General features: G+C 67.1%; 26 protein-coding genes and 3 pseudogenes. 16 read left to right on the top strand and 13 right to left on the bottom strand.

Features of this window, described 5'->3' with window-relative positions; genetic code table 11:
- Positions 1-308 precede the first annotated feature (308 nt).
- Positions 309-1,724 carry a TAXI family TRAP transporter solute-binding subunit gene (locus ASE28_RS06040; protein ID WP_057265496.1) on the bottom strand — a complete coding sequence of 472 codons (1,416 nt, stop codon included), beginning with the start codon at positions 1,722-1,724 and terminating at the stop codon, positions 309-311.
- Between the two features lie 247 nt (positions 1,725-1,971).
- On the opposite strand from ASE28_RS06040, the gene yidD reads away from it, so the two are divergent.
- From yidD to ASE28_RS06010, 6 genes and pseudogenes are all read left to right on the top strand, one after another.
- On the top strand, positions 1,972-2,277 hold the full coding sequence (yidD, locus tag ASE28_RS06035) for a membrane protein insertion efficiency factor YidD (RefSeq protein WP_369818124.1): 306 nt from the start codon (positions 1,972-1,974) through the stop codon (positions 2,275-2,277).
- A 103-nt stretch (positions 2,278-2,380) separates the two neighbouring features.
- Positions 2,381-3,040, top strand: a pseudogene (locus tag ASE28_RS06030) (gamma-glutamylcyclotransferase); the annotation flags it as partial.
- Between the two features lie 165 nt (positions 3,041-3,205).
- Positions 3,206-3,484 carry a hypothetical protein gene (locus ASE28_RS06025; protein WP_057265492.1) on the top strand — a complete coding sequence of 93 codons (279 nt, stop codon included), beginning with the start codon at positions 3,206-3,208 and terminating at the stop codon, positions 3,482-3,484.
- A gap of 66 nt (positions 3,485-3,550) precedes the next feature.
- Positions 3,551-4,153, top strand: a complete 603-nt coding sequence (locus ASE28_RS06020; protein WP_200963908.1) for a hypothetical protein — start codon at positions 3,551-3,553, stop codon at positions 4,151-4,153.
- 36 nt (positions 4,154-4,189) lie between these two features.
- Positions 4,190-4,774, top strand: a complete 585-nt coding sequence (locus ASE28_RS06015) for a hypothetical protein (RefSeq protein ID WP_057265490.1) — start codon at positions 4,190-4,192, stop codon at positions 4,772-4,774.
- Positions 4,775-4,787: 13 nt separating this feature from the next.
- Positions 4,788-5,114: a hypothetical protein gene (locus ASE28_RS06010; RefSeq protein WP_057265488.1), complete on the top strand. Its 327-nt coding sequence runs from the start codon at positions 4,788-4,790 to the stop codon at positions 5,112-5,114.
- A gap of 24 nt (positions 5,115-5,138) precedes the next feature.
- Here ASE28_RS06010 and ASE28_RS06005 read toward each other — a convergent pair whose 3' ends face one another.
- The 4 genes from ASE28_RS06005 to ASE28_RS05990 form a co-directional block, all read right to left on the bottom strand.
- The gene (locus ASE28_RS06005) at positions 5,139-6,296 is read right to left on the bottom strand and encodes a serine hydrolase (protein ID WP_057265486.1); all 1,158 of its coding nucleotides are present in this window, start codon (positions 6,294-6,296) and stop codon (positions 5,139-5,141) included.
- Positions 6,293-6,601: a hypothetical protein gene (locus tag ASE28_RS06000; RefSeq protein ID WP_057265484.1), complete on the bottom strand. Its 309-nt coding sequence runs from the start codon at positions 6,599-6,601 to the stop codon at positions 6,293-6,295. The genes ASE28_RS06005 and ASE28_RS06000 overlap by 4 nt, the downstream gene beginning before the upstream one ends.
- A gap of 14 nt (positions 6,602-6,615) precedes the next feature.
- Positions 6,616-7,317, bottom strand: a complete 702-nt coding sequence (locus tag ASE28_RS05995; protein WP_057265482.1) for a glutathione S-transferase family protein — start codon at positions 7,315-7,317, stop codon at positions 6,616-6,618.
- A 74-nt stretch (positions 7,318-7,391) separates the two neighbouring features.
- Positions 7,392-7,877 carry an Lrp/AsnC family transcriptional regulator gene (locus ASE28_RS05990; RefSeq protein WP_057265480.1) on the bottom strand — a complete coding sequence of 162 codons (486 nt, stop codon included), beginning with the start codon at positions 7,875-7,877 and terminating at the stop codon, positions 7,392-7,394.
- Positions 7,878-7,989: 112 nt separating this feature from the next.
- Here ASE28_RS05990 and ASE28_RS05985 point away from each other — a divergent pair, with 112 nt between their 5' ends.
- From ASE28_RS05985 to ASE28_RS05960, 6 genes are all read left to right on the top strand, one after another.
- Positions 7,990-8,610 (top strand): LysE family translocator, encoded by a 621-nt coding sequence (locus ASE28_RS05985; protein ID WP_057199617.1) that lies wholly within the window; start codon positions 7,990-7,992, stop codon positions 8,608-8,610.
- 122 nt (positions 8,611-8,732) lie between these two features.
- A complete protein-coding gene (locus ASE28_RS05980; protein ID WP_157421889.1) occupies positions 8,733-9,215 on the top strand; it encodes a hypothetical protein in 483 nt (160 codons plus the stop codon).
- Between the two features lie 231 nt (positions 9,216-9,446).
- Entirely contained in the window at positions 9,447-11,267 is a 1,821-nt protein-coding gene (locus ASE28_RS05975) for a S8 family serine peptidase (RefSeq protein WP_057265475.1), read from the top strand.
- Between the two features lie 67 nt (positions 11,268-11,334).
- On the top strand, positions 11,335-11,898 hold the full coding sequence (locus tag ASE28_RS05970; protein ID WP_057199614.1) for a hypothetical protein: 564 nt from the start codon (positions 11,335-11,337) through the stop codon (positions 11,896-11,898).
- A 104-nt stretch (positions 11,899-12,002) separates the two neighbouring features.
- Entirely contained in the window at positions 12,003-12,608 is a 606-nt protein-coding gene (locus ASE28_RS05965; RefSeq protein WP_057265473.1) for a hypothetical protein, read from the top strand.
- A gap of 15 nt (positions 12,609-12,623) precedes the next feature.
- The gene (locus ASE28_RS05960; protein WP_057265472.1) at positions 12,624-13,127 is read left to right on the top strand and encodes a hypothetical protein; all 504 of its coding nucleotides are present in this window, start codon (positions 12,624-12,626) and stop codon (positions 13,125-13,127) included.
- A gap of 102 nt (positions 13,128-13,229) precedes the next feature.
- Here the strand turns inward: ASE28_RS05960 and ASE28_RS05955 are convergent, their stop codons facing one another.
- The 4 genes and pseudogenes from ASE28_RS05955 to ASE28_RS05940 form a co-directional block, all read right to left on the bottom strand.
- Positions 13,230-13,733 carry an EF-hand domain-containing protein gene (locus ASE28_RS05955; RefSeq protein WP_057265470.1) on the bottom strand — a complete coding sequence of 168 codons (504 nt, stop codon included), beginning with the start codon at positions 13,731-13,733 and terminating at the stop codon, positions 13,230-13,232.
- Positions 13,734-13,895: 162 nt separating this feature from the next.
- Positions 13,896-14,708: a lectin gene (locus ASE28_RS05950; RefSeq protein WP_057265468.1), complete on the bottom strand. Its 813-nt coding sequence runs from the start codon at positions 14,706-14,708 to the stop codon at positions 13,896-13,898.
- 301 nt (positions 14,709-15,009) lie between these two features.
- A pseudogene (locus tag ASE28_RS33500) lies at positions 15,010-15,069 on the bottom strand (hypothetical protein); the annotation flags it as partial.
- Positions 15,070-15,290: 221 nt separating this feature from the next.
- Complete coding sequence (locus tag ASE28_RS05940) at positions 15,291-16,412, bottom strand: endonuclease/exonuclease/phosphatase family protein (protein WP_057265464.1); 1,122 nt, start codon at positions 16,410-16,412, stop codon at positions 15,291-15,293.
- Positions 16,413-16,676: 264 nt separating this feature from the next.
- Between ASE28_RS05940 and ASE28_RS05935 the strand changes: the two genes are divergently transcribed.
- Together ASE28_RS05935 and ASE28_RS05930 are read left to right on the top strand one after the other, a co-directional pair.
- Positions 16,677-17,054: a hypothetical protein gene (locus ASE28_RS05935; RefSeq protein WP_157421888.1), complete on the top strand. Its 378-nt coding sequence runs from the start codon at positions 16,677-16,679 to the stop codon at positions 17,052-17,054.
- A 368-nt stretch (positions 17,055-17,422) separates the two neighbouring features.
- A complete protein-coding gene (locus ASE28_RS05930) occupies positions 17,423-17,878 on the top strand; it encodes a hypothetical protein (RefSeq protein ID WP_057265461.1) in 456 nt (151 codons plus the stop codon).
- A 51-nt stretch (positions 17,879-17,929) separates the two neighbouring features.
- Here ASE28_RS05930 and ASE28_RS05925 read toward each other — a convergent pair whose 3' ends face one another.
- From ASE28_RS05925 to argH, 4 genes and pseudogenes are all read right to left on the bottom strand, one after another.
- On the bottom strand, positions 17,930-18,478 hold the full coding sequence (locus ASE28_RS05925) for a hypothetical protein (protein WP_057265460.1): 549 nt from the start codon (positions 18,476-18,478) through the stop codon (positions 17,930-17,932).
- 68 nt (positions 18,479-18,546) lie between these two features.
- Complete coding sequence (locus tag ASE28_RS05920) at positions 18,547-19,620, bottom strand: porin (RefSeq protein WP_057265458.1); 1,074 nt, start codon at positions 19,618-19,620, stop codon at positions 18,547-18,549.
- 133 nt (positions 19,621-19,753) lie between these two features.
- Positions 19,754-20,728: pseudogene (locus tag ASE28_RS05915) on the bottom strand (Bug family tripartite tricarboxylate transporter substrate binding protein).
- 2 nt (positions 20,729-20,730) lie between these two features.
- Positions 20,731-22,269: an argininosuccinate lyase gene (gene argH / locus ASE28_RS05910; RefSeq protein WP_057265457.1), complete on the bottom strand. Its 1,539-nt coding sequence runs from the start codon at positions 22,267-22,269 to the stop codon at positions 20,731-20,733.
- Between the two features lie 89 nt (positions 22,270-22,358).
- On the opposite strand from argH, the gene ASE28_RS05905 reads away from it, so the two are divergent.
- Together ASE28_RS05905 and ASE28_RS05900 are read left to right on the top strand one after the other, a co-directional pair.
- Positions 22,359-23,342, top strand: coding sequence for a LysR substrate-binding domain-containing protein (locus tag ASE28_RS05905; protein ID WP_235516051.1), 984 nt, complete (start codon positions 22,359-22,361; stop codon positions 23,340-23,342).
- Positions 23,343-23,655: 313 nt separating this feature from the next.
- Entirely contained in the window at positions 23,656-24,462 is an 807-nt protein-coding gene (locus ASE28_RS05900) for a class I SAM-dependent methyltransferase (RefSeq protein WP_057265531.1), read from the top strand.
- Positions 24,463-24,764: the final 302 nt, after the last annotated feature.

The raw sequence follows: 24,764 nt of genomic DNA, 5'->3' as shown, positions 1-24,764 counted from the left end.
CTGGCGAGAAGGAACAAGATGGCTTCGACGATGAGAGGCCTCTTTGTCTTTATCGGTCAGCGTTGATCGCTATGGCCATGGGCGTACCGGAGGGGTTTCCCGTGCACGGTGGCAGCGCGAAATCAGCACTGCAATCCATGGCATATTGGCTGATCAGCCAGTTCGAGGCATGGGGCGGTAAATACCTCGTTGCTGCTGTTGGCGCAGGCTTGGTCCTTCTGTCAGTCGTGCTGCCCCGAAAGCCGCGTTCACCTCCTTCTGGCCGCTAAATTAACTTGCTTGGCAAAAGCCCGGTGCGGGCATCTTTTTCAGAGGGGCTGCGTGGGCTCCGTCGCCAGCACATTGGTGTTGCTTGTTCCCGCAGATTGCGCCGCAGGCACTTCCTCCACCCCACCCCCCGCCTGCACCCTCAACAACTTCCTGCGCACCATCTGAATATGGTTGCGCAGCGCATACAGCTCGTCCGCATACGACAGCGGCACGCTGATCTTCTCCACCTGCGCCTCCAGCCCGTCCAGGGCCTTGAGCATCTCGGGGTGACCGGCGGGGTTGGTCTCCAGGGTGTCCTCGATCTCACGCAGGCGGCCGTACCAGCGGAACACGCGTGAGCGCACGCGGAACTGGTACAGCGGCGGCACGATGCGCGACAGGGGCAGCAGCACGGCGATCAGCAAACCCATCACCAGCCACATGCGGTCGATGACATTGGCGATCCAGAAGGGTAAATAGCGCTGCATCATGGGCACGGGCTCGTTGATGGCGCGCTCGCCTTCCTTGGCGATGGGCAGCTCGCTGTGCCGGGTGCTGGGGAACTCGCGGGCGCGGTTGAACCAGCTGGCGCCGCTGTGCAGCTTTTGCGCGTTCTGCGCGAACAGTGTGAGCAGGGCAGGGTGCGTGCCATCGCGTGCCAGCAGCGAGGTGGTGGTGGCCACCAGGCGCGCGTCCAGCGGCGGGATGTTGCTGGCCAGGTCGACCACGCCGCGCGGCAGGGTCACGGGGGTCAGGTACGGAAAGCGCCGGGCATACGCCTCGTGCTGGGCAAAGTCCATCAGGTGTACGCCGGGGGTCTGCAGCAGCATCTGCACCATCAGCGATTCGGGTGCCGAGGCGAACACCAGGGCATCGAGCTTGCCGTCCAGAAAGGCCACGGTGGCAGGCGTCTGCTCCAGCTGCGACAGGCGCACCTGCTTGGGCTCCACGCGGTTGGCCTCCAGCAGTTGCTCCATCAGGCGCGGCACGCCACTGCCTTCGGACCCCACGTTCACGCGCAGGCCGCGCAGCTGGCGCAGGCTATCGAGCCGGCCGGCGGCCGTCACGCGCAGGGCCGAGTCGGCGCGGTAGAACAGCCAGATCGGCTCCACGAACAGGCTGCCCAGCGATGCCAGGTTGTCCGGGTCATCGGGCAGCAGCTCGGCCGTGCCGCCCTGCACAAACGCCAGGTCGGCCTCGCCATCGCGCAGCAGCTGCAAATTGTGCGACGAGCCCGCGCTGGGCTTGAGCACCACCTCGATGCCATCGGCCGCCAGCGCCTTCTGGTAGCGCTTGCCGAACTCTTCGTACGCGCTTTGCGCAGGGCCGGTGGCCAGCGTCACCGTCTTGGGCGGGTTGGGGTCCAGCCACCAGTAGGCGGCCACCAGCAGGCCCACGGCCAGAAAGGCCAGCGGCCCGGCAGACAGGATCAGGTCGCGCAGGGTGAGGAAGGTGTTGCGGAAGGCCTGGGGCATGGGGGGCTGGTGGGGTACTTATAGAGGAAGGCGGCTGCCTTGGCCGGGGCGCGGGCGGTTTGCATGCGTGCTGGCAGCTAACCTTTCGATTATCTGTGCATGCACCGTTGGCAAGGGGCGCAGGGCGGTGGCGAAAGGTATCTGTTGGTTTGTACCGCTCGCGCAGTAACATGCACCGCATGCCTTCATGCGCAATCGCCTGATGTTCAGCCGTCCTACCCCCGCCACATCCGCAGCCGTTGCGGCCATTGGCGCCTACCAGCGCTATATTTCCCCGCACAAGGGCTTTTGCTGTGCCCACCGCGTGCGCACCGGTCATGCCTCGTGCTCGCAGTTTGCGCGGCGGGCCATCGAGCGATGTGGCCTGCTGGCAGGTTTGCGGTTGTTGCGCCGCCGGCTGCAGGCCTGTGCGGGGTCCTACCGGGCCTTGATGGCCAGCGAGCAGAAGGCGCCTGATAGTGCGCAACTCAATGAGCCATGCCCCTTGTTCACCTTGCGCAACGCCAAGTGCTGTGGCGGCACCTCGCTGGCCTCGTGCTGGCCGTTCATGTAGGCCCAGGGGGCGCAGCCGGTTACAGGTTGGCAGAGGCGCCTGGCATGCAGTTGCGCTCGCCATGGCAAACTGGACCCACCACCTTTGGCGTTGTTGACTAGAGATGACCATCCTGACCCGCGAGAACCTCCGCAACGGCAGCTTGCGCCGCCGCATGAATCTGGTTGCCCACCCGGGGTGGTCCGACGAGCGGGTGGAAGAATCCTTTGCCCACGCCTGGGACAGCCGGCCCGAAGGGCCCACCTGGGTGTTCGGTTACGGTTCGCTGATCTGGAACCCGCTGATGCCCTTCGAAGAGCAGCACACGGCCACGCTAGCGGGCTGGCACCGCAGTTTCTGCCTGCGCTCCATCTCCGGGCGCGGCAGCCCCGAGCGGCCGGGCCGTGTGCTCTCGCTCATGCCCGGCGGTGCCGTGCAGGGCGTGGCCCTGCGCTTGCCCGAGGCCGATGCGCGCGACGAGGTGCGCATGCTGTGGACGCGCGAGATGACCGGCGGCGGCTACCACCCCCAGTGGCAGGCCGTGCAGCTGGAGGATGGCCGCAGCGTCACCGCCATCACCTTTGTGGCCAACCCCGACCACCCGCAGCACGAGCAGGACGCTTGTGCCGAGACCGTGGCCCGCCTGGTGGCGGTGGCCAAGGGTGTGTTCGGGCCCAATATCGACTACGTGCTGTCGCTGGACCAGGCGCTGCGCGAGCGCGGGCTGCACGATCCGTATGTGGAGGCCATCGTGCGGGGCATCAGGGATGCACAGGCCGAAGGANCGTGCTACAGCACTGTCTGCGGCTTCCCGCCTAGTTATACGATTGAATGCAAATCCGTATGAGGGGTGCTGCCAGGCTCTTTTTCGTATCTGCTGGCCGCCGGCCAAGAGACAATGCGGGCTGGCCCTGTGTCCCAATCACCACCCGCTTTCTCTCGTTCACCCATGCCCATCCACGCCCTGATCCCCAGCCGCACCCTCCTGATCGCTGTCGACCCCGATGGCAGTTGGTCCCTGGCGGACGATGGCACGCCGGGCTCGGCGGACGTGGATTTTCGCCTGGAGATCACCGATGACGGCGGCAGCGGCTGCCTGCTGGTGTGCACGTCGCTCGACGGCCGGCGGGCCGCCGACCACTGGTTCGCCTCGCTCGGCGAGGCCCAGGCCTTTGCGGCCGATGCGTTTGGCGTCGAGGCGCAGGAGTGGGCCGCCACTGAAGGCTGATGCCGCCGCCCGTCGCGCTGACAATCACTACACCCTGCACTTTTCTCACACCCAGAAGACTTTGCGATGACCGAGCCCATCGACCCCAACGATCCACTGGAAATCACGCAACCTGCGGACCTCATCGAATCCGCAGACACCACGCAGCCCGCAGGGCTTGGCGACTCTGCGGAGCCCGCCGAGCCGGACCAGGATGCGCCCCCCGAGGTGGTGCGCCTGATCGCGGCCCTGACCGCCATACCCGGCGTGACCCAGGCGCAGCTGGACAACACCTACCTGCCCGAGGTGGCGGTGTCCGACCTGTCCCTGCCGGGCCCCTATGCCGACCTGCCCATCGCCGCGCTGCGCCGGTCCAATGGCGCGCTGGAGAACGAGCTGCTGCTGTCGCTGGAGTTTCGCATCCAGCGCAACGAGGCCGGGCTGCGCGCTGCGGAGTTTCTGTCGTGGTGGGTGCGCGACCAGTCGCGTGGCGGCGAGAACATGCAGATCCGCAGCATCGGCCTGCCCCCCATGGTGGCGGGCGACCAGCAACTGGGCCGCACCCTGCGCTTTACCATCGACTGGTTCTACGCCGACCCATCGCAGGACATGGCCAACGTGCTCAGCGCCGTGGGCGGCAAAGCGCTGGCGCTGGAGCTGGCCACCAACATGTACAAGGATGCGTTCTAGTCGCCAGGCTGCCCACCGCCCGTGGGCGCACCTTGCATGACAAAGGCACTGCGCCGATCTGCCGCGCGCCTGGCGCTGTTGCTGCTGGTCGTCGTGCCCGTGGCCGCCTGGTCGCTGGTGAAACCCGTGCGCGTGCTGGCACCGGGCCTGGCCGGCATCGGCTGCAGACAGGGCGCCACGGTGTGCGTGGAAGACCCGGCGCGCGAAGCAGAAGCCCGCCAACTGCTGGCTGAAGGCATGGCCTTTGTCGCCAGCCACATCGCGCCGGTGGAGGGCTCGCCACGCTTCGTGTTCTGCTCCACGCGGGCCTGTGCCGACACCTTCGGCCTGGGCGTCCGCTCTGCCGTTACGGCAGGCACCTGGGGCACCGTCATCGGCCCGCGCGCCTGGGCGCCGCACTATGTGCGCCATGAGCTCATCCACCACCTGCAGGGCCAGCGCCTGGGCCTGCTGCCTCGCCTGCTCAAGCCCACGTGGTGGGTGGAAGGCATGGCCTATGCCTTGAGCGAAGACCCGCGCGCACCGCTGGCGGAGCCGTGGGAGGGCCACCGGCGCGAATTCGATGCCTGGTATGGGCGGGTGGGGGCTGACCGGCTGTGGGCCGAGGCGGGGCGTTTGTGAGATCCTTGGTTCAATGACCATCTACCCCACCGAACTCATGGTGCTCGGCCTGTGGCTGGTGGCGCCTGCGCTGTTGCTGGGCCTGCTGGTGCTGTATGCCGTGCATGCGCGCTTTGGCCAGCGCATGGGCCTGCGCCCCTGGCGGGCTGCCAGCCTGCTGGTGGTGTTCGGCATCGCCTTTGCAGCGCTGATCCTGGTGTATGCCCCAGCGGGGACGGCCCGGTCCCTGGGCCTGCGCGACATTCGTATCCTGGGCTGGCAGACCTACTGGGCGCCGGTGGGCTTCATGGCCCAGTTGCTGGCATTGCCCGTGGCGCTGTGGCTGGGGCGGGGGCGTTGAAGGCGATGGGCTGGCTGGGCTGGTTCAGCCCGCTTCTTCGGCACCACACCGCGCAGTAACCAGCATGCGCGCCGCGCGCAAAAACTCTGTGGGCCCCACCCAGCTGACATTCCAGTTGCCGGCCACCGGCACCTCGCGCTTGTGCGCGATCACCATCGACCGTGCAGGCGCCACCAGGATGTACTGGCCGTGCACGCCCCAGGCCATGTAGGCGCCGTGCAGCGGTGAGCCTGCGGGCTCCTTCTCCAGCAGCCACCACAGGGTGCCATACCCAAACCCGCGCCGGGCGGTGCGTGCCGGGTGCATATGCGCGGCAGGCGTGGTCTGCGCCGTCATCTGCGCCACCCAGCCGGGCGGCAGCAGCGGTTGGCCGTGCCATTGGCCCTGGTTCAGCGCCAGCAGGCCCAGCCGGGCCATGTCCCGCGTCGATAGGTAGAAGGGGTAGGCCAGGTGCTCGGATTTGCGGGCATCGCCGCTGCGGGCATGGCGCACAGGCGCAAAGTCTTGAAGCTGCAGGGGCGTGGCCAGGTCGTCGGCGAAGGCCTGGTAGATGCTGCGCCCGGTCAGGCGCTCGAAGGCGGTGCCGGCGGCGTTGAAGTCCCAGTTGTTGTACAGAAAGTAGCTGCCCGGCGCCTGCGATCCGCGCGCGGGGGCCGCAGCCGCATCGTCGCCGCCATTGGCCGCCGCGTGGTACACACCCGAGCGCGCGGCCAGCAGGTCGCGCAGCCGGGCCTGGCGTTCGATGGGCAGCAGGCCGCCCACAGCGTCGTCCATGCCCACATCGGCCAGCGTGCGGTCGAGGTCAATGGCGCCGCTGGCCACGTACTTGCCGTACATCATCGAGAGAATACTTTTACGCACCGAGAACACGATGCTGACCCGCTCCACCGGGCCTTCGCTGAACAGCACGCGGCCATCCCGCACAGCCATCAGGGCCGTGGTGTCCAGCGTGTGCACGTAGTCGCGCGCGGCCTGCAGCTCGCGCTGGCAGGTGCTGCCAACCCCGGGTGCGGGCCAGGCCTGCCACGTGGCGGCGGGAAAGGTGGGGGCGGCGACGGAGGCCGCATGCGAGGCGGGTGCTGCAGTGACTGCGGGTGGCGGGATGGCGCAGCCGCTGGCAAGCACCAGCAGCATGCCCGCGCCCATGAGGGTTGTGATGCGTGATGTCCGGGTTGGCTTCATGCGCCCTGCGCCGCCCGGTGCGCCTGGATTGCGGCCAACACCTGTATGCCGAACTCCCGGTCCACATTGCGTGCCTTGTAGGGCGACCGGCTCGCTGCGACACCGGGCGCCGAATGGTGGATGGCGTGCGCCAGTTCGTGCAGGTAGTCCCGGCCCTGCTCGGCGTAGAGCGCGGCCTCGGCCTCGTTCAGCTGCAGGAGAAAGCTGTACGACACAAAGCTGTGGCTGCAGTTCACGTCGAGCAGCAGCGAGGGCCCATGCTGCACGAGGAACCAGCTGGCGGGTTCGTGGTCGATGACTTGCATGGGGTCGCTGAACCTTAATCCCGGTCCGGCGCGCCCAGCGGAAAGTACGGCCGAAAGTACCGCGCCTCGTCCACCGCGTGTGCGAACGAGGGCCGTGCCAGCAGCCGCGCACGGTAGGCACGCAGCACGGGGCAGGTCTCGGGAATCGGGTGCGTCCAGTCCGCATAGAACAGCGAGGGCGCCGCCGCGCAGTCGGCCAGCGTGAAGTGCTCGCCCGTGGCCCAGGTGCGGCCGGCCAGGCGGGTGTCGAGCCAGGCGTAGGCGCGGTCGAGCTTTTCCACGGCCAGGGCCATGCCGTCCTGGCGCTTGACCGGGTCGCCCGTGAGCGCGCCGTTCACGGCCAGCTGCATGGCGTTCATCACGTGCAGGTCGAAAAACCGGTCCATGAAGCGCACGTCCAGCGCCTCCACCGGGTCGCTCGGTATCAGGCGCACCGGGCCGGGGTGGGCGATCTGCAGGTACTCGATGATGATGCTGGTCTCCACCACGTCGCGCGCCCCATCCACCAGCAGCGGAAACTGGCGCAGCGGCCACTTCGCCAGCCATGCGGCCGCATGCTCCGGCGCATCGGGCCCCAGCACGCGAAACCCGAAAGGCGTGGCGTTTTCGTACAGCGCGATCAGCACCTTCTGCGTGTACGACGAGAAGGGGTGGCCGTAGAGCACGAGCGGCGCTGCTGCGGGGGCCTGGGGTTCATGTGGGGCGGGCTGGTTCATCCGGGTCTCTTCCTGGGGGTGAAGGTGGATCGAAGGCGCACGGTACCACGCGGGAGCGGGCGGTTTTCTTGCCTCTACGGCGCGCGCCTGGCCGTGCCCGGCGGCACCAGGCCGCGCCGCGCGATGGGGGTGGAAAACACGATGGAGGTGCGGGTTTCGCCGTACTTGTTGATGGTGCCGATGAAGCGCTCCAGGTCGGCCAGACTGGTGGCCACCACGGTCATCACGTACGAATCAGCGCCCGCCACGTGGTGGCACTCCAGCACCTCGGGGGCCGCGCGCAATCGGTCCAGCAGGGGCTTTTTGGCGGGCTGGGCCACGGTGATGCCGATGGTGGCCTGCACCGGGTAGCCCGCCTTGGCGGCATCCAACTGGGTCGTGAAGCCCTGAGCAATGCCCGCATCCAGCAACCGCTTGAGCCGCTCCGCCGTGGCGGCCACGGACAGGCCGGCCGCCTCGGCCAGTACCTTCAGCGGTGCCCGCGCGTCGCGCTGCAGTGCGCCCAGCAGGCGCCAGGCAGCATCATCCAGCTCGTGTGCCTGGGTTCTTGTCACAGCCATGTTTCACCAGAAAAAAGCGGGGTCCGGGCCCGATGGGCCGTAGCAATCCACTGTACCACCGGGGGTCTGGCGGCAGATGATCGTGTATCTCCAACCCATGCCTATTTGCACCATGTTCGACATACAGAATTACGCCAGCTTCATCGCCGCCATCCTGGTGTTCCAGGCCGTTCCAGGCGCTGGCACCATCGCCATCCTCGACGCCACGGCACGCGACGGCCGCAGCGCGGGCATGGCTGCTGTGTTGGGCACCCTCGCGGGGGATTGCCTGTTCATGCTGGCGGCTGCGGCCGGCCTGGCCGCGCTGCTGCAGGCGCAGCCCCTGGCGTTTCAGGGGCTGCAGTGGTTTGGTGCCGCCTACCTGTGCTGGCTGGGCGTGCAACTGCTGCGCAGCCAGCCCGGCGGCGCGGGCGCAGAGCCCGCACGCGCGCAGACGGCAGGGGTGTATTTTCGCCGTGCCTTCATGGTGAGCCTGACCAACCCCAAGGTCATCCTGTTCTTCGTCGCGTTCTTTCCGCTGTTCCTCAAGCCCGGTGCCTCCGGCACCACGCTGGCGCTGATGATGCTGCACGTCACCGTGCTGAGCCTCGCCTACCAGGCCGCCCTGGTGCTGGTGGGCAACCTGGTGGCGGTGCGTCTGAAGGCGTTTCCCGGCGCCCGGCGCCTGGCCATACGGATTGCGGGTGTGGCCCTGGTTGGGCTGGGAGGGCGGCTGGCAGCTGGCATTCGCTGAATGCCTCCTGGCAGCGGCTTGCCTTTTTGCGCTGACGCATGCCTGCGGGGGGAGCGCCGCAGGTATCGCCAGGTGCTCCGTGGAGTAGCCGTACAGGCTTCTTCTGCAGTGCCTTCCTCACGGTGCAGGCCACCGCCATTACGCTGGGCGCCACCATCTTGACCGGGAGAATGCGCATGCACATGTCCGTGGGATTCATCGTGGGCCTGATCGCCCGTTGCCTGCTGCTCGCGGCCCTGGCGACGGCGAGCGTGGCCTGTTCGGTGCAGTGGTATGCAACGCCGTATCCCAAGCCCGAAGGGCTGGCGACCATGGGGTGGCTGCTGCAGTGGATGGCATTCCTGTGCATCTGGTTTGGCTTTCGCACGCTGAACCCGCTGGCGTGGATGCGGGGCGGGCTGGTGCTGTTTCCGCTGGCCCAGGCCTCCGTCCATTGGATGGCAGGAGAAATGGGCCTGACCCGGGACTTCATGGGATGGGGTGGCTTCCAGGCAATGTTCTGGCTGCACGCGATCATCTCGTGCTGCCTGTGCATGGCGGCCTACGGGGTCTATTTCATCCTGCGGCGGGTGCAGGGGCTCAGCGCCAACGTCATTGATGGGTGATGGGTGATGGTTGACGGGAGCCGCCGAAGCGCAGCCGAAGCAGGTGCCCCGGAAGACTGCTGCGTGCACTGCGGCCAGAGAACGGTGCAGCCAAGGGCGTGCTGCCGCGCGGTATCAGGCCGCGCCGCCATATTTCGCTGGCGCAAACCCCGGGCGGTTTCGATAATCGTGTGGCGGTGCCAGGCTTGGGTGCCGTCGCCGTCAAATCCAAAACCAACAGGGGTGTCTTCCATGCGTCTTCCACGATCCACCATCCGCAGGCCTGCGCGCCTGGCGCTCGCCACCGCCCTGCTGGCCGCCTGCGGGCTGGCCGATGCGGCCACTACCTGGTCGCCCGACCGCCCCACCGAGGTGCGCATCGGCAGCCTGGTGGTGGGGGACACCAAGTACGACAACGTCGTCATCACCGTGGGCAACGTGCTGGGCTTCAGCGCCACGGGGCCCAACCGCACCTACGACAGCTTCAACCCGGCCAACGGGCAGGTCACCATCGCCACGCTGACGGTGGGCAGCCAGTCCTTCTATGATGTGGTGGTGACGGTGGGCGGGCTGGTCAGCGTGGGCGGGGGCGGCGCGCTGCCGGCCCTGGTGCCCAACGACCCGCTGTTCAGCCGCCAATGGCACCTCAAGAACACGGGCCAGAGCGGCGCGGGCGGCCCGGCCGCCCTGGCGGGCGAAGACCTCAACATCGGCAAGGCCTGGCAGTTGGCCACCGGCACGGGTGTGCAGATCGCGGTGATCGACGATGGCCTGGACATCTTTCACGAAGACCTGCGCGTGGTGGCCGGCAAGAGCTGGGACTACCGCACCAATGCCTATGGCGACCCATCGTCGTCCACCAGCTCGCACGGCACCAGCTGCGGCGGCCTGGCGGCGGCCATCGGCGACAACAACCTGGGCGTGACGGGCGTGGCCTTCAACGCGCGCCTGGTGGGCTACAACCTGCTGTCGGCCACCACCGGTGCCTTCGGTGCCGACGCGGTGACCAAGGACCTGGCCAGCAACCACATCTACACCAACAGCTACGGCGCGGCCGACAGCAACGGCCTGCTGGCCCCGGCCGACGAGCTGTGGCGCGACGCCATCCGCACCGGCATCAGCACCGGGCGCGGCGGCAAGGGCGCCGTCTACACCTGGGCCGCGGGCAACGGTGCGCCCGAGGACCGCTCGGACTACGACGGCCAGGCCAACTTCCAGGGCGTGCTGGCCATCGGCGCGCTCAACGACCAGGGCCAGCGCTCCTCCTACTCCGAGCCCGGCTCCAACCTGCTGGTCACGGCCTATGGCGGCGAGTTCTGCTCCACGCAGACGACCACCACCACCGACGTATCGGGCGCGGGCGGCTACAACGACGGCAACAAGCCGCAGGACATCACCGGCAGCCCCAACTACACGCGCTGCATGAACGGCACCTCGGCCGCCACGCCGCAGGCGGCCGGTGTGGCCGCGCTGCTGCTGGAGACCAACCCCGCGCTCAGCTGGCGCGACGTGCGCGCCATCCTGGCCCGCACCGCGCGCAAGACCGACCCTGCCAACGCCGGCTGGGTGACCAACGGCGGCGGCCTGCACGTGAACCATGAGTACGGCTACGGCGCCATCGACGCGCTGGCCGCCGTGCGCGCAGCCCCGGGCTGGGCCCTGCTGCCCGCGCAGAAAACCGCCACCCAGGCCGCCACGCTGGGCAGCCCCCTGGCCATTGCCGACGACGGCCCCGCCACCACCAGCAGCCTCACCCTGCAGGGCAGCGGCATCGGCAAGCTCGAATTCGTGGACCTGGCCATCACCTCCAACCACACCAACGTGGGCGACCTGGAGATCACGCTCACCAGCCCCGCCGGCACGCGCAGCACGGTATCGGTGGTGCGCGAGTGCAAGGACACAGCGGCCAACGCCGTCACCTGCGGCGCCGCGCTGGAAGGGGGCTTCACCTTCGGCATCGCGCGCCTGATGGGTGAGGCCGCCGACGGCAACTGGACCCTGTCCGTGCGCGACGGCCGCACGGGCGAGACCGGCAGCGTCTCGGCCTGGAGCATCAAGGCCTATGGCTACTGAGTAGCCGCGCCGCCTGCTCCACCGCACACCACGCCATTTCACTGAATACCTGCTGAGGCCTCACACCATGAAGCTCCCCACTCTCTCCCTTCTGCGCCTTGCCGCAGTAGCCGTCGCTGCCGGTGCCATCGCCAGCGGCGCCCTGGCCGCCACCACGGCGCATTACTTTGACGGCGACACCCAGCGCAGCATCACGCTCGACACCAGCCTGGTCGCCGTCATCACCCCGATCCCCGAAGCGGGCAGCAATACCCAGGCGCGCAGCGTGGGCGAGGGCGCCAGCCCCGCACCCCTGGTGCAGCTGCAGCCCGCCAACCAGAGCGTGGCCAAGGGCGCCGGCACGCACACCTCACCCGTGTACCGCGAGGGCAACTCCCCCGCGGGCCGGCTGATGGCACTGCCCGGCGGCGTGGTCGTCAAGTTCAACACCGACTGGAGCGACGCCCAGGTGCGCGCGTGGGCCCAGGCCAAGGGCCTGGCGGTCACCCAGCGGCTGGGCACCACCAGCAACTGGTACCTGATCGCCACGGCCCCCGGCAGCGCTGCGCTGGAGCTGGCCAACAGCCTCAAGGCGGGCGGCGAAGTGCTGGCGGCCATGCCCAATTGGTGGAAGCAAACCGCAGCACGTTGAACCGCCCGCCAGGCCAGCCACGCCTCTCGCAAGGGGCGTGGCTGTGCCATGGTGCGCGCGGCCCTGCTGACCGCGCCGCACGCGCACGCACTCACGCACTACCCATGTCCCACGTCCTTGAGCGCCCGTTTTTCAACCTGTCCGTGGTCCGGGCCCCGCTGCAAGCGCTGATCGGCCAGTTCGCCAGCCTGCCGCCCCTGGTGGCTGCGCGCGCTGAAAGGGTGGCGCTGGCTTTTCCAGACCAGCCTTACACCGCAGCCCCTGGCGCCTTGCCGCTGCTGCTGTGGTCGCCTGCGTGCAGCCCGGGGCTCACGGCAGTCATGCCTCACGTCAGTTCGGGCGACTATTTTGTGTTGGAGTACGCATGCAAGCGATTCGGGCACGACGGTGCGGCAGTGCGCAGCAGCGCTGCGTCGGACGCAGAGCCCATCAACGAATTTGTCACCTACACCGGCAACCGCATGCAGCGCGCCGTGCGCGCGATGAAGGACTCGCCGCGCTGGGATTTTTATCAGCACGGCGACCCCTTGCCCTTCGAGTCGGTGCATGCCTACACCGCCCGCCGTGTGCGCGACCGGCTGCAACGCGAGGGCGTGCTGCGCTACATGGAGGCCTGGGGCGCGCCGGTGCGGGATGCGGGGTTCTGGCGGAGCCAGGGGGAGGCGGTGACGCTGGTAAGGGGTGCCGTACAGCCCACGCTCACCCCTTGAAGGAAGAACCGACCCATGGACATCCTGGTCAATTGTTTCGCTGCCTTTGCTGCCCTGTGCCACTGGCGTCTGGTGGTTTCGCTGGCGGCTGGGCTGCTGGCTGCAGTGGTGCTTGCCCAGTTGCTTCCCTGGTTCACTGGGGGGATGGGTCTTTGGTTGGTGCTTTTTGCATGCGGCGTCGGCATGTTGTGGGAGGGCGATGCCTCTGCAGGCGCTGCACCTGCCGCTTCTGCGGCCATTGGCGAAGCGCAGCCTCAAGGGATGCTCATCTCCACGCCTGTTGCGGCGCTGGGCCTGTGCCTGATCGGCATGGTCTGGGGCGGCTTGCTCGGCATGTGGATGGGCTCGCTCTGGGCGGGTGCTGCAGTCCTGGTTGCGGCATCGTTCGCTGTCGGGATGCTTTGGGCATGGGGATTGCGGCGCCCTGTGCCATGGGCTTACATGGCCTTTGCGGCCTGCGCATTGTTGTCCGGGGTTGGGCTACTGCGGGTGCTGGTGGAGATGACGGAGCGGGGGTGAAGCAAAGCGCGTTGCGTTCACTTGCGGCAGGGCAGCGCGGGGTTTGCCACAAGACAACGGGGCCATAAGGCCCCGTTGGTCATCGCAAGGGTTGTGCGCTGCTTACGGTTTGCTGGCGCGCCGCTTCTTCTCAAACGCCACGCACTCCTGCACCGACAGCAGGTCGTTGTTGTCCGCATCGGCCGCCTCGAAATAGGCCATGCGTGCCTCCACCACTTCCTTGAACGACAGCTTGCCGTCGCCATCCTTGTCGGCGGCGGCCAGGCGCTTGATGCGGCCCTTGCCCATGCGCGGCACCTGGGCCAGTTCGAGCAGTACGACGTGGCCGCTGGCATCGGGCCCCAGGCTGTGCCAGCTCTGCACGATGTCCTGGTGGAACTCGTCGAGCGACACGTTGCCATCGTGGTCCAGGTCGGCCGCCGTGCAGATGGCCTGCAGGCGCTCGCCAGGGGAGCGGCCGGCGCCCTTCTTGTGGGCGTGGGGTGCTGCTGTGGCGGGCTTGGCGGCAGCGGGTGCCTCAGCGGTCTGTGCGGTGGCTGCCGTCGCCAGCAGCAAGCTGCAGGAGACCGCGCAGAGCAGGGGGATGGCTCGGTTCAATATTGTCATGAGGTAGTCCTCTTGGCTGTTTCTGCTGGGATCGTGAATGTGCCGTTTTGGAGTGGCTGAAAAAACTCAGCGAAGCGGTTCTGGCTAGGCGCTGTGTCGCAGGCAGTACGAGTAGTACGACAAGACACAGCAACAACGCCAGAAGAGTTTTTTAAGACGCGCCTACCACCACCAGCGTTGGCTGGGGCTGCGATTGCATTGCCACACCATGGCCGGCTGCCCCTGGCGAATCTGGCCGTCCACCACGTCCAGGCACTTGCCGGACAGCTGGCTCACGATCTGTCCGCCGCGCGTCGTCCAGCTTTGGCTGGGGGCGCCCGAGCACGACCACAGCACCACGCGGGCCCCATCGCGCGGGTCGCCGCGCTCCACGTCCAGGCAGAAGTCGCGCACGCGGATCTCGCCACCACGGCCTACGCGAAAGCGCTGCGAATCCGTGCCGTTGCAGGCAAACACCTGCAGCGCGTTGCCAGGGCGGAAATTGCCCTTGCTCACGTCCAGGCACAGGTTCCCGTTGACGCGGATCTCGCCGCCCCGGCCGCCGCCGCCACCGTTGCCGTAGTCGGGGTAGTCCGGCCGGCGGTCGTTGTCATGCTTGTTGTGGTTGGCCAGCAGCGCAATGCCGGCAATGGCGGCCACGGCCGCGACGGCTGCGCCTGCATTGTTGGAGTTGTTGTTGCCATTGCCCTGGGCATAGCTGCGCGTGACCTTGAAGCGCCCGCCGCAGCCGCCATTGGTCCACAGCTCGCGGTTGGTCAGGTCGTAGCCCCAGGTGCGGTTGAAGCGACAGGCGCCCTGGGTCTGCTCGGCCAGGTCCACCTGGGTCACATCGTCTGCCAGGCGTGCCGAGGTGTAGCCGCCGTTGGAGCGCAGGTCCACGAACTGCTCCTGCGCCTGCGCGGCCTGAGTGGCCAGCATCAGCGGCACGCAAAGCAGCCAGGCGTGCCGCAGACGGATCACGGGTTGTGTGTTCATAGGTTTCTTTCCTCCTTGTTGCATTGGGTTACTGCAATCGCGCTGGCTCGCCCCTGGGCAGGCCGGCATCTCTTCGTCGGCATTATGGATGCTTGCCGTGTCGCGCCGGCGCAGGCCGGGCCACCACTTGGTAACTATCATTGTTCAACGCACACCCGAGGTCGTTCACCCATGCTTGCTTTCGCTGCCGCCCTGATCTGGCTGACCGGCCTGGCCCATTCCATCCTGGGCGAGCGCTACATCCTCGTGCGCCTGCTGCGGCGCGAGGACAGCCTGCCCAAGGTGCTGGGCAGCACGGCCTTCACGGCCGGCACGCTGCGCTTTGCCTGGCACCTGACCACGTTGGCCTGGTGGGCCCTGGCGTACCTGGTGTTTGCGCTGGGCCATGGCACTGTAGGCCGGAACGAGCTGCTGTTGGTCATCGGCACCGCATCGCTGGTGTCTGCCGTGTTCCCGCAGGTCTTCACGCGGGGCAGGCATCTGTCGTGGCTGGTTTTCTTGCTGGTGGGCGGGCTGGTGCTTGCGGCGCGCGGGCCGGGGTGAGTCCGCCCGCCATTGCTGCGCATCACCTCGTTGCGTGGCTCAGCCCTTGTCCGCCAGGGCCTTGAGGTAGGTGTCCGCAAAGTCCGTCTGCACCTCGATCCACAGGGGGCTATGGTCCGACATCTGCCAGGTGCGCCATTTCTGGTACAGCTTCTCGGGTGTCTTGGCGGCGGTGGCTCCCTTCTCCGGGTCCTTGGCAGGCATGTGGGCCTGGTAGACCGGCAGGTCCTCATCGCGGAACACGTCCTCGAAGATGTCCACGATACCGCCGCTGCGCACCTGAAAGCGCTCGTCCTTGACCCGCACCGCAATCTGGTCGTAGAAATGCATGCCCTTCTTGCGGACCTTGTCGCCATCAATGGCCGCCGGTACTGCAAACCCGTGGCTCTTGAGTGCGGCCATGGTCTCGTGCTCGGGGCTCACCACATTGAAGTCGCCCAGCAGCACATAGTTTTCCACGGCGCCCCGACTGTCCTTCTCCTGCTTGCTGGCCTGGTCCTGCCGCTGTGCAAAGAACTTTGCCAGGCTCTGGATCTCGTCGATGCGCCGCTGCAACTGCGCGCCCGATTCCTTGCCATAGTAGATATGCACCGTGCACAGGCTGAAACGGAACCAGCCGGACTGAAATGCCACCAGAAAGGGGCTGCGGGCGAACTGCTGCTTGGCTTCGGTGTTGACGGTTTCCCCGTCGACCTTGACCGTCTTGGGGGACACGACCAACTGCCCGTCTGGCAGTACGATTTCTCCGGCGATCTTGCGAAACCACACTTTTTCGCGGTTGTAGAGAAACGCCATGCGCTCGCCATTGCCACCCGTGCCCTCGGTGGTGTCGGTCACGATGTAATCCCATTCGCGCCCCAGAATGCGAACCAGCTTCTCCAGCGGGCCCAGGTCGCGGTTCACCTCCTGCAGGGCCACCAGGTCAAAGCATGAGATGACTTCTGCCAGGTAGTAGAAGGTCTCGGCAAGCCTGGGGCCGAAGCCGAATTTGTTGGAGTCGAAATCCCGGATGTTCCAGGTCGCCAGCAGCAGGTTGCTGTCGTTCCTGCGCCCCTTGAGGGGCGCCAGCCGCTGCCGCAGTGCGAGCAGCCGGTCGGCACAGCGTTTGCGCGCGTCCTCGTCTTCGATATCGCGGCGCAGGCCGGCGTACATGTTGGACATGGGAAGTTTCTCCGTGGGTTGCAGAGCGACAGGATTGGCGCTCAGTATGCGGACGGATGTCTGACCATGCAATCTTCAAATTGCCATGGCTTCCAATCAGTGCGGGCGGGCGTTGTCGGGCCAGACGCTCCATTTCCACCTGGTCCGGGCAGAATGCGGAAGAATTGGCCCAGGAGCGGGAAGCACGGCCATCTGTTGGTTTGAAGAACTATTGGAGAGATCAGGATGGCTGGATACCCGGGTGAGTTGGACTACGTTCTGTCCATGGGCGACAAGCGCTATGAGGATGCAAAAAAGCATCTTCTGACCATGACGTCCCATGCGAGGCAAATGGACTCACGGCCCATGTTGGCGGGGTGCGCCCAGCGGCTGGGAGAAATCCTCTTCGCGCAGGGCGATGAGGCAGCCGCGATTGCGCTGCATGAATTCTCTGAGTTCATCGACACGGGTTCATTGCTGGCAAAGCTGGACCATGCGAAGTTCCTTGCCAAGATGGGAAGGCATGGAGCTGCGAAGGAAAAGTGCGAGCAAATAATTTCCATCGCGAAAGAGACTCCATTCGCCGAGACAGACGCTGACTTTTCCAGCGACCAGTACATAGATGCGGCGGATAGAGTTCTGTCCGAAATAGAAGATCTGTAGCCGAGTTCAGCCAGCATGCCGCCCTCGTACCAAAAGTCCTACGTTTGTACCCACGTTTTTGAAGGCAGTCGCCCCGTTTTGCTGGTGAGCAGGCCGGATAGAGATTGGTGCTTTCTGTGTGGGGGCAATGATCACGAAAACAGTGCTGATTCCTACCGCGTGGTGGGCTTGGGACACGTGCTGAATCGGGATCGTGGCCTTGTAGATCAGTTGGATCTTGCTCCGGGCTGGGAGGCCGAGCGGGCAGACGTTTTCTCAGTGTGGTCGCGCACCAATATTAACGATGAATCAACTTGACCATAGGTGTTCGCCAGCCTGTAGCAGGTATGACCTGCACTGCAGTTCTGATCTGATTTCAAGGGCGTGTGATGACGGGCGCTGAATTCAAACGCGGGATCTACAGAGCTTTCGAGCGCGCGGGATTCGCAAAGCAGGGCTATGCGCTCCAGGTGCCAGGCGACGGAGCGACAACGCTGGTGGATGCGCATAAGGGGTTCGGCGACCAGTGGTTCATCAATGCAGGCTTTTGCCTGCATCGACTTGCATCCGAACCGGCTGATCGCGTCGAGAAAGCGCACATGTACTTCCGGCTGGAACGGCTGTTTCCAGAGCATCAGGTGCTCATCCTGGATGCTGGTGCGCTCGAAGACCCGAGGCAGCCTGGGGCTTATCCGCTACTGCTCGAACTACTGGCTGGCGATATCGGCGCAGGGCTGCGCGCTCTGGGGACCGAGCAGGCAATCATCGAGGCCTACCGCATGGGTCGCCTCAATCAAGGGCTTGTGTTGGGCATTGCCAGAGAGATGATTTTGCCATCCGCCTGAGCCACCGAAGCAGAGGCAACCTCCTGCCAAGGTCGGCCACTGCCCAACCCGTCAAACCCGCCGAGCACTCACTAGAGAGCAGGCTGCTCCCTGTACCGTCACGTCCCCCTCGAACCTGGCGGTAGGCCCCCATGCCCCGGCCATTGCCGATTCCCCCATCAAGCCTTGCCATGTCCACCGGATGCGCACCGGGGCTTGCTGTGCCGCCTGCGCCAGTTCGGGGAAGGCGCGCGACAGCGAGATCGCTCCTTCGGCAGTGCCGGAGGGCATCACCCTGACCGCGCTGGAAGCTGCCGATGGCCCGGCCGCCGTTGGCCCTTGCAGCGGCTGTGCATTCGCGCCCTGGCGTTCCGCCGTGATGCGCAGGCTGCGAGAGGAGGGCGTCCACGGCGCCGTATCGGCCGACACCCAGACCGTGCGTTCACTGCGATTGCGCAGCCCGAACACCAGGTCGATGCCGGCCGTGCCGGCCACGCAGCGGGTTTGCAGCTCCAGGATGTCTGCGGGCATATCGGCGGCGAAGGCGCTGCTTGCGGGAAGGGCCAGCGCAGCGATTGCGAGCAGCCGCCTTGCCTTGGGTGGAATCGTGGAGCGTGCCATGGTCTGGTGCGGAATGCGGTGGTGTCGCATTGTGCAGCTGTCCGCGCGAGGCGAACAGGATGTACTACTCAGAACGTGTGCCGCACCCCCAGGTCCACGCCCGACGATGCCTGGTTGGCCGCCGTGGTGGCACTATTGAGCGCGGTGGTGGCCCCGCCGCTGTTGCGCACACGGGCATAGGTCGCGTACAGCGCCGTCCGCTTGGAGAGGTTGTGTACGTAGCCGACCGACAGCTTCTTCGTCTGCGGCGTGCCGCTGGCCGTGGTCTGGTACTGGGACCACTGCGCCTTCACCTCCCCGGTGCCCACGCGGTACACGCCGCCCACCTGCGCGCCGCGGCCCACCAGCCCACCCAGCGTCTCCACCCGGTCGCGGTAGATGCCCCCCATGGCCGTGAAGGGGCCGGCGTCGTAGCGTGCGCCCAGGTTGCTGGAGGTGATGTCCCCGGTGGTCGCGGTGCGCGCATATCCGGTGCGCGCATGTGCGGCCGACAGGTTCAGCGGCCCTGCGCGGTAGCCCAGGCGCACGCCGCTGCCGGTGCCATCGTCCGCGGTGGCGCCGGCATTGCCCGGATTCTCGCCCCGGTAGTGCTGGGCCTGTCCGTAAAAGCCGCCCAGGCCCGATGGCAGGAAGTACATGATGGCGTTGGACACCCGTGAGGACACCGGCCCGCCCAGCGAGCCCACATTGGTCTGCGACGAACCCACGCCGTTGTTGCCGAACGGGTCGAATTCGAAACGGTTGTAGTACTGCACGGCATAGTCGCGCCCCAGGCGGACTTCGCCCCAGGTGCCCGCCAGGCTTACGGTGGAGCGGCGCCCGAACACCAGGCCCGCGCCGCCGCTGGTGCCCGCCGCCTGGTTGCTGGTGTTGGTGGTGCCGAAGGTGCCGCTGTCCAGCGTCAGCCCGGCCTCCAGCCAGAAGCCGGCCGACAGCCCGCCACCCAGGTCCTCCGTGCCGCGCACGCCGATGCGCGATGAGGAGTTGCCGCCCGAGCCCAGTTGCGTGCGGTTGGCGGTGCTGCCCGCGCCGTACTGCAGGGCCGCATCGGCAATGCCGAACAGGGTGACGGAGGACTGGGCTGCCGCCAGGCTGCAGGTGGCCAGCAGTGCCAGCGGGGTGAGTGCGTGTTTCTTCTTCATGGTGGTCTCTGGGTGGTGGCAAAAAGAGCTGCCGCAGGGCTGCGACCGCCGGCCCTCCTTGCGAAAGCCCGGCGTGGGTGGCGCTGCGCGCCGTGCGGATTGTGGGGAACGGGAGGGGGCGAGGACCGTGGGGTCAGTCCATGGTGACGTTGGCCTTGCGGATCACCTCGGCCCAGCGCTGCGTCTCTAAGCGGACCAGGGCCGCATATTCGTCACTGGTGCCGGGCCGGGGCACGGCACCCTGCGCGGCCAGTAGGTCGGCCGTCGCCTTGTCCCGGGCGATGCGGTTGATCTCGGCCGATAGCTTGTCCACGATGGCCCGCGGTGTGGCGGCCGGTGCCAGCACCCCCGATCAGGAGTCGACCACGAAATCGGGCACGCCCGCTTCGGCCATGGTGGGCACCCCGGGCAGCGAGGGCGAGCGCTCCGCCCCGGCGATGGCCAGCGCCCGGAGCTTGCCGCCCTGGATGTGTGGCAGCACCGTGGGCAGGTTCACAAACATCAGGTCGATCTGCCCGCCCAGCAGGTCGTTGTTGGCCGGGCCGGCGCCCTTGTAGGGCACGTGCTCGAATTCGACATGGGTGCGCAGTTCGAACATCTCGCCGAGCAGGTGGTTCACGCCCCCCGTGCCCGACGAGCCCATGAAGAACCGCTTGCCCGACTGGGCCTGCGCGATCAGTTCCTTGACGCTGCGCGCCGGCATCTTGTTGGACACCACCAGCACATTGGGCACCGTGGCAAACAGGGCCACCTGCGTGAAGGCCTTGTTGGGGTCATAAGGCAGGCGCTTGTAGAGCAGGGGGTGGAACGACTGGTGCGACGAAGCCGCCAGCAGCAGGGTGTGGCCATCGGGCGGCGCCTTGGCCACGAAGTCCGCGCCCAGGGTTCCGCCCGCGCCCGGCTTGTTCTCCACGATGACCTGCTGGCCCAGCGTGCGCGACAGCCGCTCGGCCAAGATGCGCGCCACGATGTCCACGGTGCCACCCGAGGCGAAGGGCACGACGAGCCGCACCGGACGCTCCGGGTAGGTGGCGGCTGCGGCTCCGCCGGCATGGCAGGCACCGGCCAGTGCGGCGCAGGCGATCAGCGCCTTGGCAAGGTTCTTCATCATCATGGTGTGGCCCCTTGAGGGTTGGCAACAGTGTGCGCCGAAACGCCCGCGAGCACCGCCACGTCATGCGCCAGCCGGCGGCGCACCGCGGCCAGGCGCTCGCGCACCGCGCCAGCCTCGGCCACGATGGCATCGAGGTGGCGCGACTGCGCCGCCGTGGCCTGGGCCACCTCCGCTGCTGCGGGGCCGCCGTTGCGCCGTGCATGGACGCTCTCGATGGGGTCCAGGTACTTGCGCAGCTTCTCTTCGCTCCAGCCCAGCGTAACCCCGATCACATCGACGGCGGCACGGTCCAGCATGGCGGGCGTGAGTTCGTCGGCACGCTGGCCCGCATCCAGTGCGATGCGCACCAGGCCGCCTACCACGTGGTGGGCGTCGCGGAACGACAGACCGCCTTCCGCCACCAGGCCATCGGCCAGGTCGGTCGCCACCGAAAAGTCCGAGCGCACCCGTTCGAGCATGGTGCGGGTGCGCGGCTCCACGCTGTCGATGACCAGCCCGAACAGCGCGAGCGAGCGCAGCGTCTCCTCGGTGCATTCCCAGAAGCTACGCATGCTCTCGCGGCTGCTGTCGCCAGCGTGGCTGAAGTTCGTGCCCTTCACCGCCACCAGAGAGGCCGTGAGCAGGCCGATGATGTGGCTGCTCTTGCCGCGCAGGTACTCCAGCACCACCGGGTTCTTCTTCTGCGGCATGATGCTCGACGTGCTGGCCACCCGGTCGGGAAAGGCCACCAGGCCGAACTCGGGCGTGGACCAGATGTGCAGGTCCTGTGCCACGCGGCCCCAGGTCAGCGCGACGATGGCCATGGCGGACATGGCCTCCCACGCAAAGTCCCGCGATGCCACGGCGTCGAGCGTGTTGGGCAGCACCGCGCCAAAGCCCAGCGCCGCCGCCGTCATCTCGCGGTCGATGGGAAAGCGCGTGCCCGCCAGTGCGCCGGCCCCCAGGGGCGAGGCGTCGATGCGTTCCAGCGCGCCTTGCAGGCGCTCCATATCGCGCCCCAGCGCCTGCGCCACGCCGCTGAGGTAAAAGCCGAAGGTGATGGGCTGCGCCGGCTGCAGGTGGGTGTAGCCAGGCATCACGGCGTCCGCGCATTCAACGGCCCGGCGCAGCGCGCTGCGGCGCACGCGGCCCAGCGCCTCGATCACGTCCAGCACCACGGCACGGGCCCGCATGCGGTCCATAGTCACCGCCAGGTCGTTGCGGCTGCGCGCGGTGTGCAGCCGCCCGCCCACGTCGCGGCCGGTGATTTCCATGAGCCGGGCCTCGTAGTTGAAGTAGGGGTCTTCCTTGGCGGGGTCGAGCTCCACCGCCGCAGGGCCCTCATCCTCCATCTGCAGCAACCCCCGGGCCAGCGCACTGGCCACTTCGGGTGCAATGATGCCGGTCTTGTGCAGCATCAGCAGATGCGCCTGGTTCACCTCGCCGAGGCTGGGGAACACGCGCTCGAAGTCGCGTGCAAGGCGCGGGCCATAGATGTGCTCGCAGATTTCGGGGGCAAGCGGCTCCTTGAGCCGGCGGCTGATTTTTGATTCCATACATCCGTCCTGGTTGGGGTGGACGAAGTATCAAAAGCCGCGCCGATGCTGGCAAATGACAGTTTTTCCCCTGCGCATACCGAATTGATATGCCCCCGCAATGCGCCGAGAGCGCATTGCCCGGGCGCCGTGCGCAGCGTATGCTGCGCGGCGCACCCACCTCCACCATTGCCATGAACTTCAAGCAGCTCGAAACCTTCCGTGCCGTCATGCTCACGGGCTCCATGACCGTGGCGGCGCAGCAGCTGCACACCTCGCAGCCCAACGTCAGCCGCATCGTCGGCAAGCTGGAGGCCGAGGTAGGCTTCGAGCTGTTCGACAGAACGCCCGGGCGGGTCGTCCCGACCAAGGCGGCGGAGGCGCTGTTCAAGGACGTGGAGCGCGCCTTCATCGGCCTCGACAGCGTGTCCGAATCCGCGCGGGCGATCCGCGACCTGGGCGCCGGCACCTTGCGCGTGGCGGCGGCGGCATCGATATCGATGAGCGTGCTGCCGCTGGCCATCCGCCTGTTCAGCGAGCGCTACCCGCGCGTGCGCATCGTCGTCGCCACCAGCGAGTCGTCGATCATCGCCAACTGGATCGCCACGCAGAACTGCGATGTGGGCTTTGTCAGCTACGTACCCGACAAGCCGGGCGTGAAGGCCTCGGTCATCCACACCGAGAGCGCGGTCTGCGTCATGCCCTCGGGCCACCGGCTGGCGCGCAAGCGCTTCGTGCAGCCGCAGGATTTGAACGCAGAGCGCTTCATCTCACTGCCCAGCGGCAGCGCCTCGCGCCGCGCCGTGGACGCGGCCTTTGTGGACGACGGCCGCACCATGGTGCTGGAGACCTCGCACGCGGCCACCATCTGCCGCATGGCCAGCGAGGGCCTGGGCGTGGGGCTGGTCAACCCCATCGTCGTGCGCACCATGCGCCTGCCCGGCGTGGTGGCGGTCGCCTTCCGGCCGGACATCCCGTTTCGCAGCTACATGCTGCGCCCCCAGCTCGCTGCGCGCGACACGCACGCCGGCCATTTCGCGTCGTGCATGCGCTCGTCTTTCCAGGCCACGGCAACGACCAGCCGCCGAGGCTGATGCCGGTACTGGCCTTCTCAGATGCTTGCCGCCTTGGCAAAGCCTGCAACACTGCGGTGCGCCCGCTGCCACCCCGGCCCTCAGGGTGAGGGTCTGGCAGGGCCGCACTCGTCGTTGTCGTGCTCGCCGGGTGTGCAACCCGGCTGCGCCCGCCGCCTGGATTGGGGCCCTGCCAGACCCTCACGCACAGCCGATTTCTCGGTTTCAGTGGACCATGTGCGTTTTTCTCACGCATGCACATCGCAAATCTCGTTTGTCCGCATGGGGGTCGGCAGGGACCATAGGGCCCTTAACCAACCAGGGGGAGGGCACCATGCCGAAAACGACCAGCACCACTAAAACCTGCACCACCCGGGCCGCTGACGGCAGTGCAGGCGATGTCGACTACGGCGCCGTGGGCAGCACTTATTCGTCGTACCGCCAGCCCGATCCGCGCATTGCAGCGTTGATCGAGCAGGCCCTGGGCGACGCGGCCACCACCGTGCTCAATGTGGGCGCGGGTGCCGGATCGTACGAACCCACAGGTCGCAGGGTGACGGCGCTCGAGCCCTCGCAGTCCATGCGCGACCAGCGGCCAGCGCACCTGCCGCGCGCCGTCGATGGTGTGGCCGAGCAACTGCCGTTTGCCGATGGCGCATTCGACGCGAGCATGGCCACCTTCTCCATCCACCAGTGGAGCGACGTGGAGGCTGGCCTGCGCGAGATGCGGCGGGTGACGCGCGGGCCGGTGGTGATCCTCACCTGCGACCCGGGCGCGGTGCAGGACTTCTGGCTGGTCGACTATGCACCCGAGGTGCTGGCCACCGAGGCGCGGCGCTATCCAGCCATGGACCGGATTGCGACGGCGCTCGGTGGGCGGGTGGAGGTGTTGCCGGTGCCGATTCCCTGGGATTGCAGGGATGGGTTCAACGAGGCGTATTACGGGCGGCCGGAGATGCTGTTGGTGCCGGCTGCGCGGACGGCTTGTTCGGCATGGGGTTTCGTGTCGGCCGAGTCGGCTGCGGCGAGTGTGGCGGCGTTGCGTGCTGATCTGGTCAGTGGTGTCTGGGATCCGCGGTATGGGGCCTTGCGCAGGCAGGCGGTTTATGAAGGGTCGCTTCGGTTGGTAGTGGCCCGTTGAGTTTTTGCTGCCTTTGCTGGCGGCATGCTCGTGCTCAAGGGCGGAGGCCGGGGTGTGCGCCCTGCGGCGCAGTAACTTTCTCTTGAGTCTGAGAAAGTCACCAAAGAGAAGATGACCCCCAGTCTGCGTCCCCCCATCGCCCGGTGGGCGATGGGGCAACCTGCGATGCTCGGATCTGGGGTGGGCGTCGCTGAACTCGCTGCGTTCTACGAACTCCGCTCAAACAGCTGCGGCAAGCCAGATCACGAAGCGTGTGTGTCCTTCGGCACACACGCCCACCCCAGCTCCTGCGCTTCTCGGCA

The sequence above is a fragment of the Acidovorax sp. Root219 genome (genome assembly GCF_001428665.1).
GTDB lineage: Bacteria > Pseudomonadota > Gammaproteobacteria > Burkholderiales > Burkholderiaceae_C > Acidovorax.
Note: the sequence above shows the minus strand (reverse complement) of the source record. Positions and strands in the feature narration are given on the sequence as shown.

Bases quoted from the DNA above. Each gene is read 5' to 3' on its own strand.
- ASE28_RS06040 (WP_057265496.1), bottom strand. From the start codon at position 1,724: ATGCCCCAGGCCTTCCGCAACACCTTCCTCACCCTGCGCGACCTGATC.
- ASE28_RS06025 (WP_057265492.1), top strand. From the start codon at position 3,206: ATGCCCATCCACGCCCTGATCCCCAGCCGCACCCTCCTGATCGCTGTC.
- ASE28_RS06020 (WP_200963908.1), top strand. From the start codon at position 3,551: ATGACCGAGCCCATCGACCCCAACGATCCACTGGAAATCACGCAACCT.
- ASE28_RS06015 (WP_057265490.1), top strand. From the start codon at position 4,190: ATGACAAAGGCACTGCGCCGATCTGCCGCGCGCCTGGCGCTGTTGCTG.
- ASE28_RS06010 (WP_057265488.1), top strand. From the start codon at position 4,788: ATGACCATCTACCCCACCGAACTCATGGTGCTCGGCCTGTGGCTGGTG.
- ASE28_RS06005 (WP_057265486.1), bottom strand. From the start codon at position 6,296: ATGAAGCCAACCCGGACATCACGCATCACAACCCTCATGGGCGCGGGC.
- ASE28_RS06000 (WP_057265484.1), bottom strand. From the start codon at position 6,601: ATGCAAGTCATCGACCACGAACCCGCCAGCTGGTTCCTCGTGCAGCAT.
- ASE28_RS05995 (WP_057265482.1), bottom strand. From the start codon at position 7,317: ATGAACCAGCCCGCCCCACATGAACCCCAGGCCCCCGCAGCAGCGCCG.
- ASE28_RS05990 (WP_057265480.1), bottom strand. From the start codon at position 7,877: ATGGCTGTGACAAGAACCCAGGCACACGAGCTGGATGATGCTGCCTGG.
- ASE28_RS05985 (WP_057199617.1), top strand. From the start codon at position 7,990: ATGTTCGACATACAGAATTACGCCAGCTTCATCGCCGCCATCCTGGTG.
- ASE28_RS05975 (WP_057265475.1), top strand. From the start codon at position 9,447: ATGCGTCTTCCACGATCCACCATCCGCAGGCCTGCGCGCCTGGCGCTC.
- ASE28_RS05970 (WP_057199614.1), top strand. From the start codon at position 11,335: ATGAAGCTCCCCACTCTCTCCCTTCTGCGCCTTGCCGCAGTAGCCGTC.
- ASE28_RS05965 (WP_057265473.1), top strand. From the start codon at position 12,003: ATGTCCCACGTCCTTGAGCGCCCGTTTTTCAACCTGTCCGTGGTCCGG.
- ASE28_RS05960 (WP_057265472.1), top strand. From the start codon at position 12,624: ATGGACATCCTGGTCAATTGTTTCGCTGCCTTTGCTGCCCTGTGCCAC.
- ASE28_RS05955 (WP_057265470.1), bottom strand. From the start codon at position 13,733: ATGACAATATTGAACCGAGCCATCCCCCTGCTCTGCGCGGTCTCCTGC.
- ASE28_RS05950 (WP_057265468.1), bottom strand. From the start codon at position 14,708: ATGAACACACAACCCGTGATCCGTCTGCGGCACGCCTGGCTGCTTTGC.
- ASE28_RS05940 (WP_057265464.1), bottom strand. From the start codon at position 16,412: ATGTCCAACATGTACGCCGGCCTGCGCCGCGATATCGAAGACGAGGAC.
- ASE28_RS05935 (WP_157421888.1), top strand. From the start codon at position 16,677: ATGGGCGACAAGCGCTATGAGGATGCAAAAAAGCATCTTCTGACCATG.
- ASE28_RS05930 (WP_057265461.1), top strand. From the start codon at position 17,423: ATGACGGGCGCTGAATTCAAACGCGGGATCTACAGAGCTTTCGAGCGC.
- ASE28_RS05925 (WP_057265460.1), bottom strand. From the start codon at position 18,478: ATGGCACGCTCCACGATTCCACCCAAGGCAAGGCGGCTGCTCGCAATC.
- ASE28_RS05920 (WP_057265458.1), bottom strand. From the start codon at position 19,620: ATGAAGAAGAAACACGCACTCACCCCGCTGGCACTGCTGGCCACCTGC.
- argH (WP_057265457.1), bottom strand. From the start codon at position 22,269: ATGGAATCAAAAATCAGCCGCCGGCTCAAGGAGCCGCTTGCCCCCGAA.
- ASE28_RS05905 (WP_235516051.1), top strand. From the start codon at position 22,359: ATGCCCCCGCAATGCGCCGAGAGCGCATTGCCCGGGCGCCGTGCGCAG.
- ASE28_RS05900 (WP_057265531.1), top strand. From the start codon at position 23,656: ATGCCGAAAACGACCAGCACCACTAAAACCTGCACCACCCGGGCCGCT.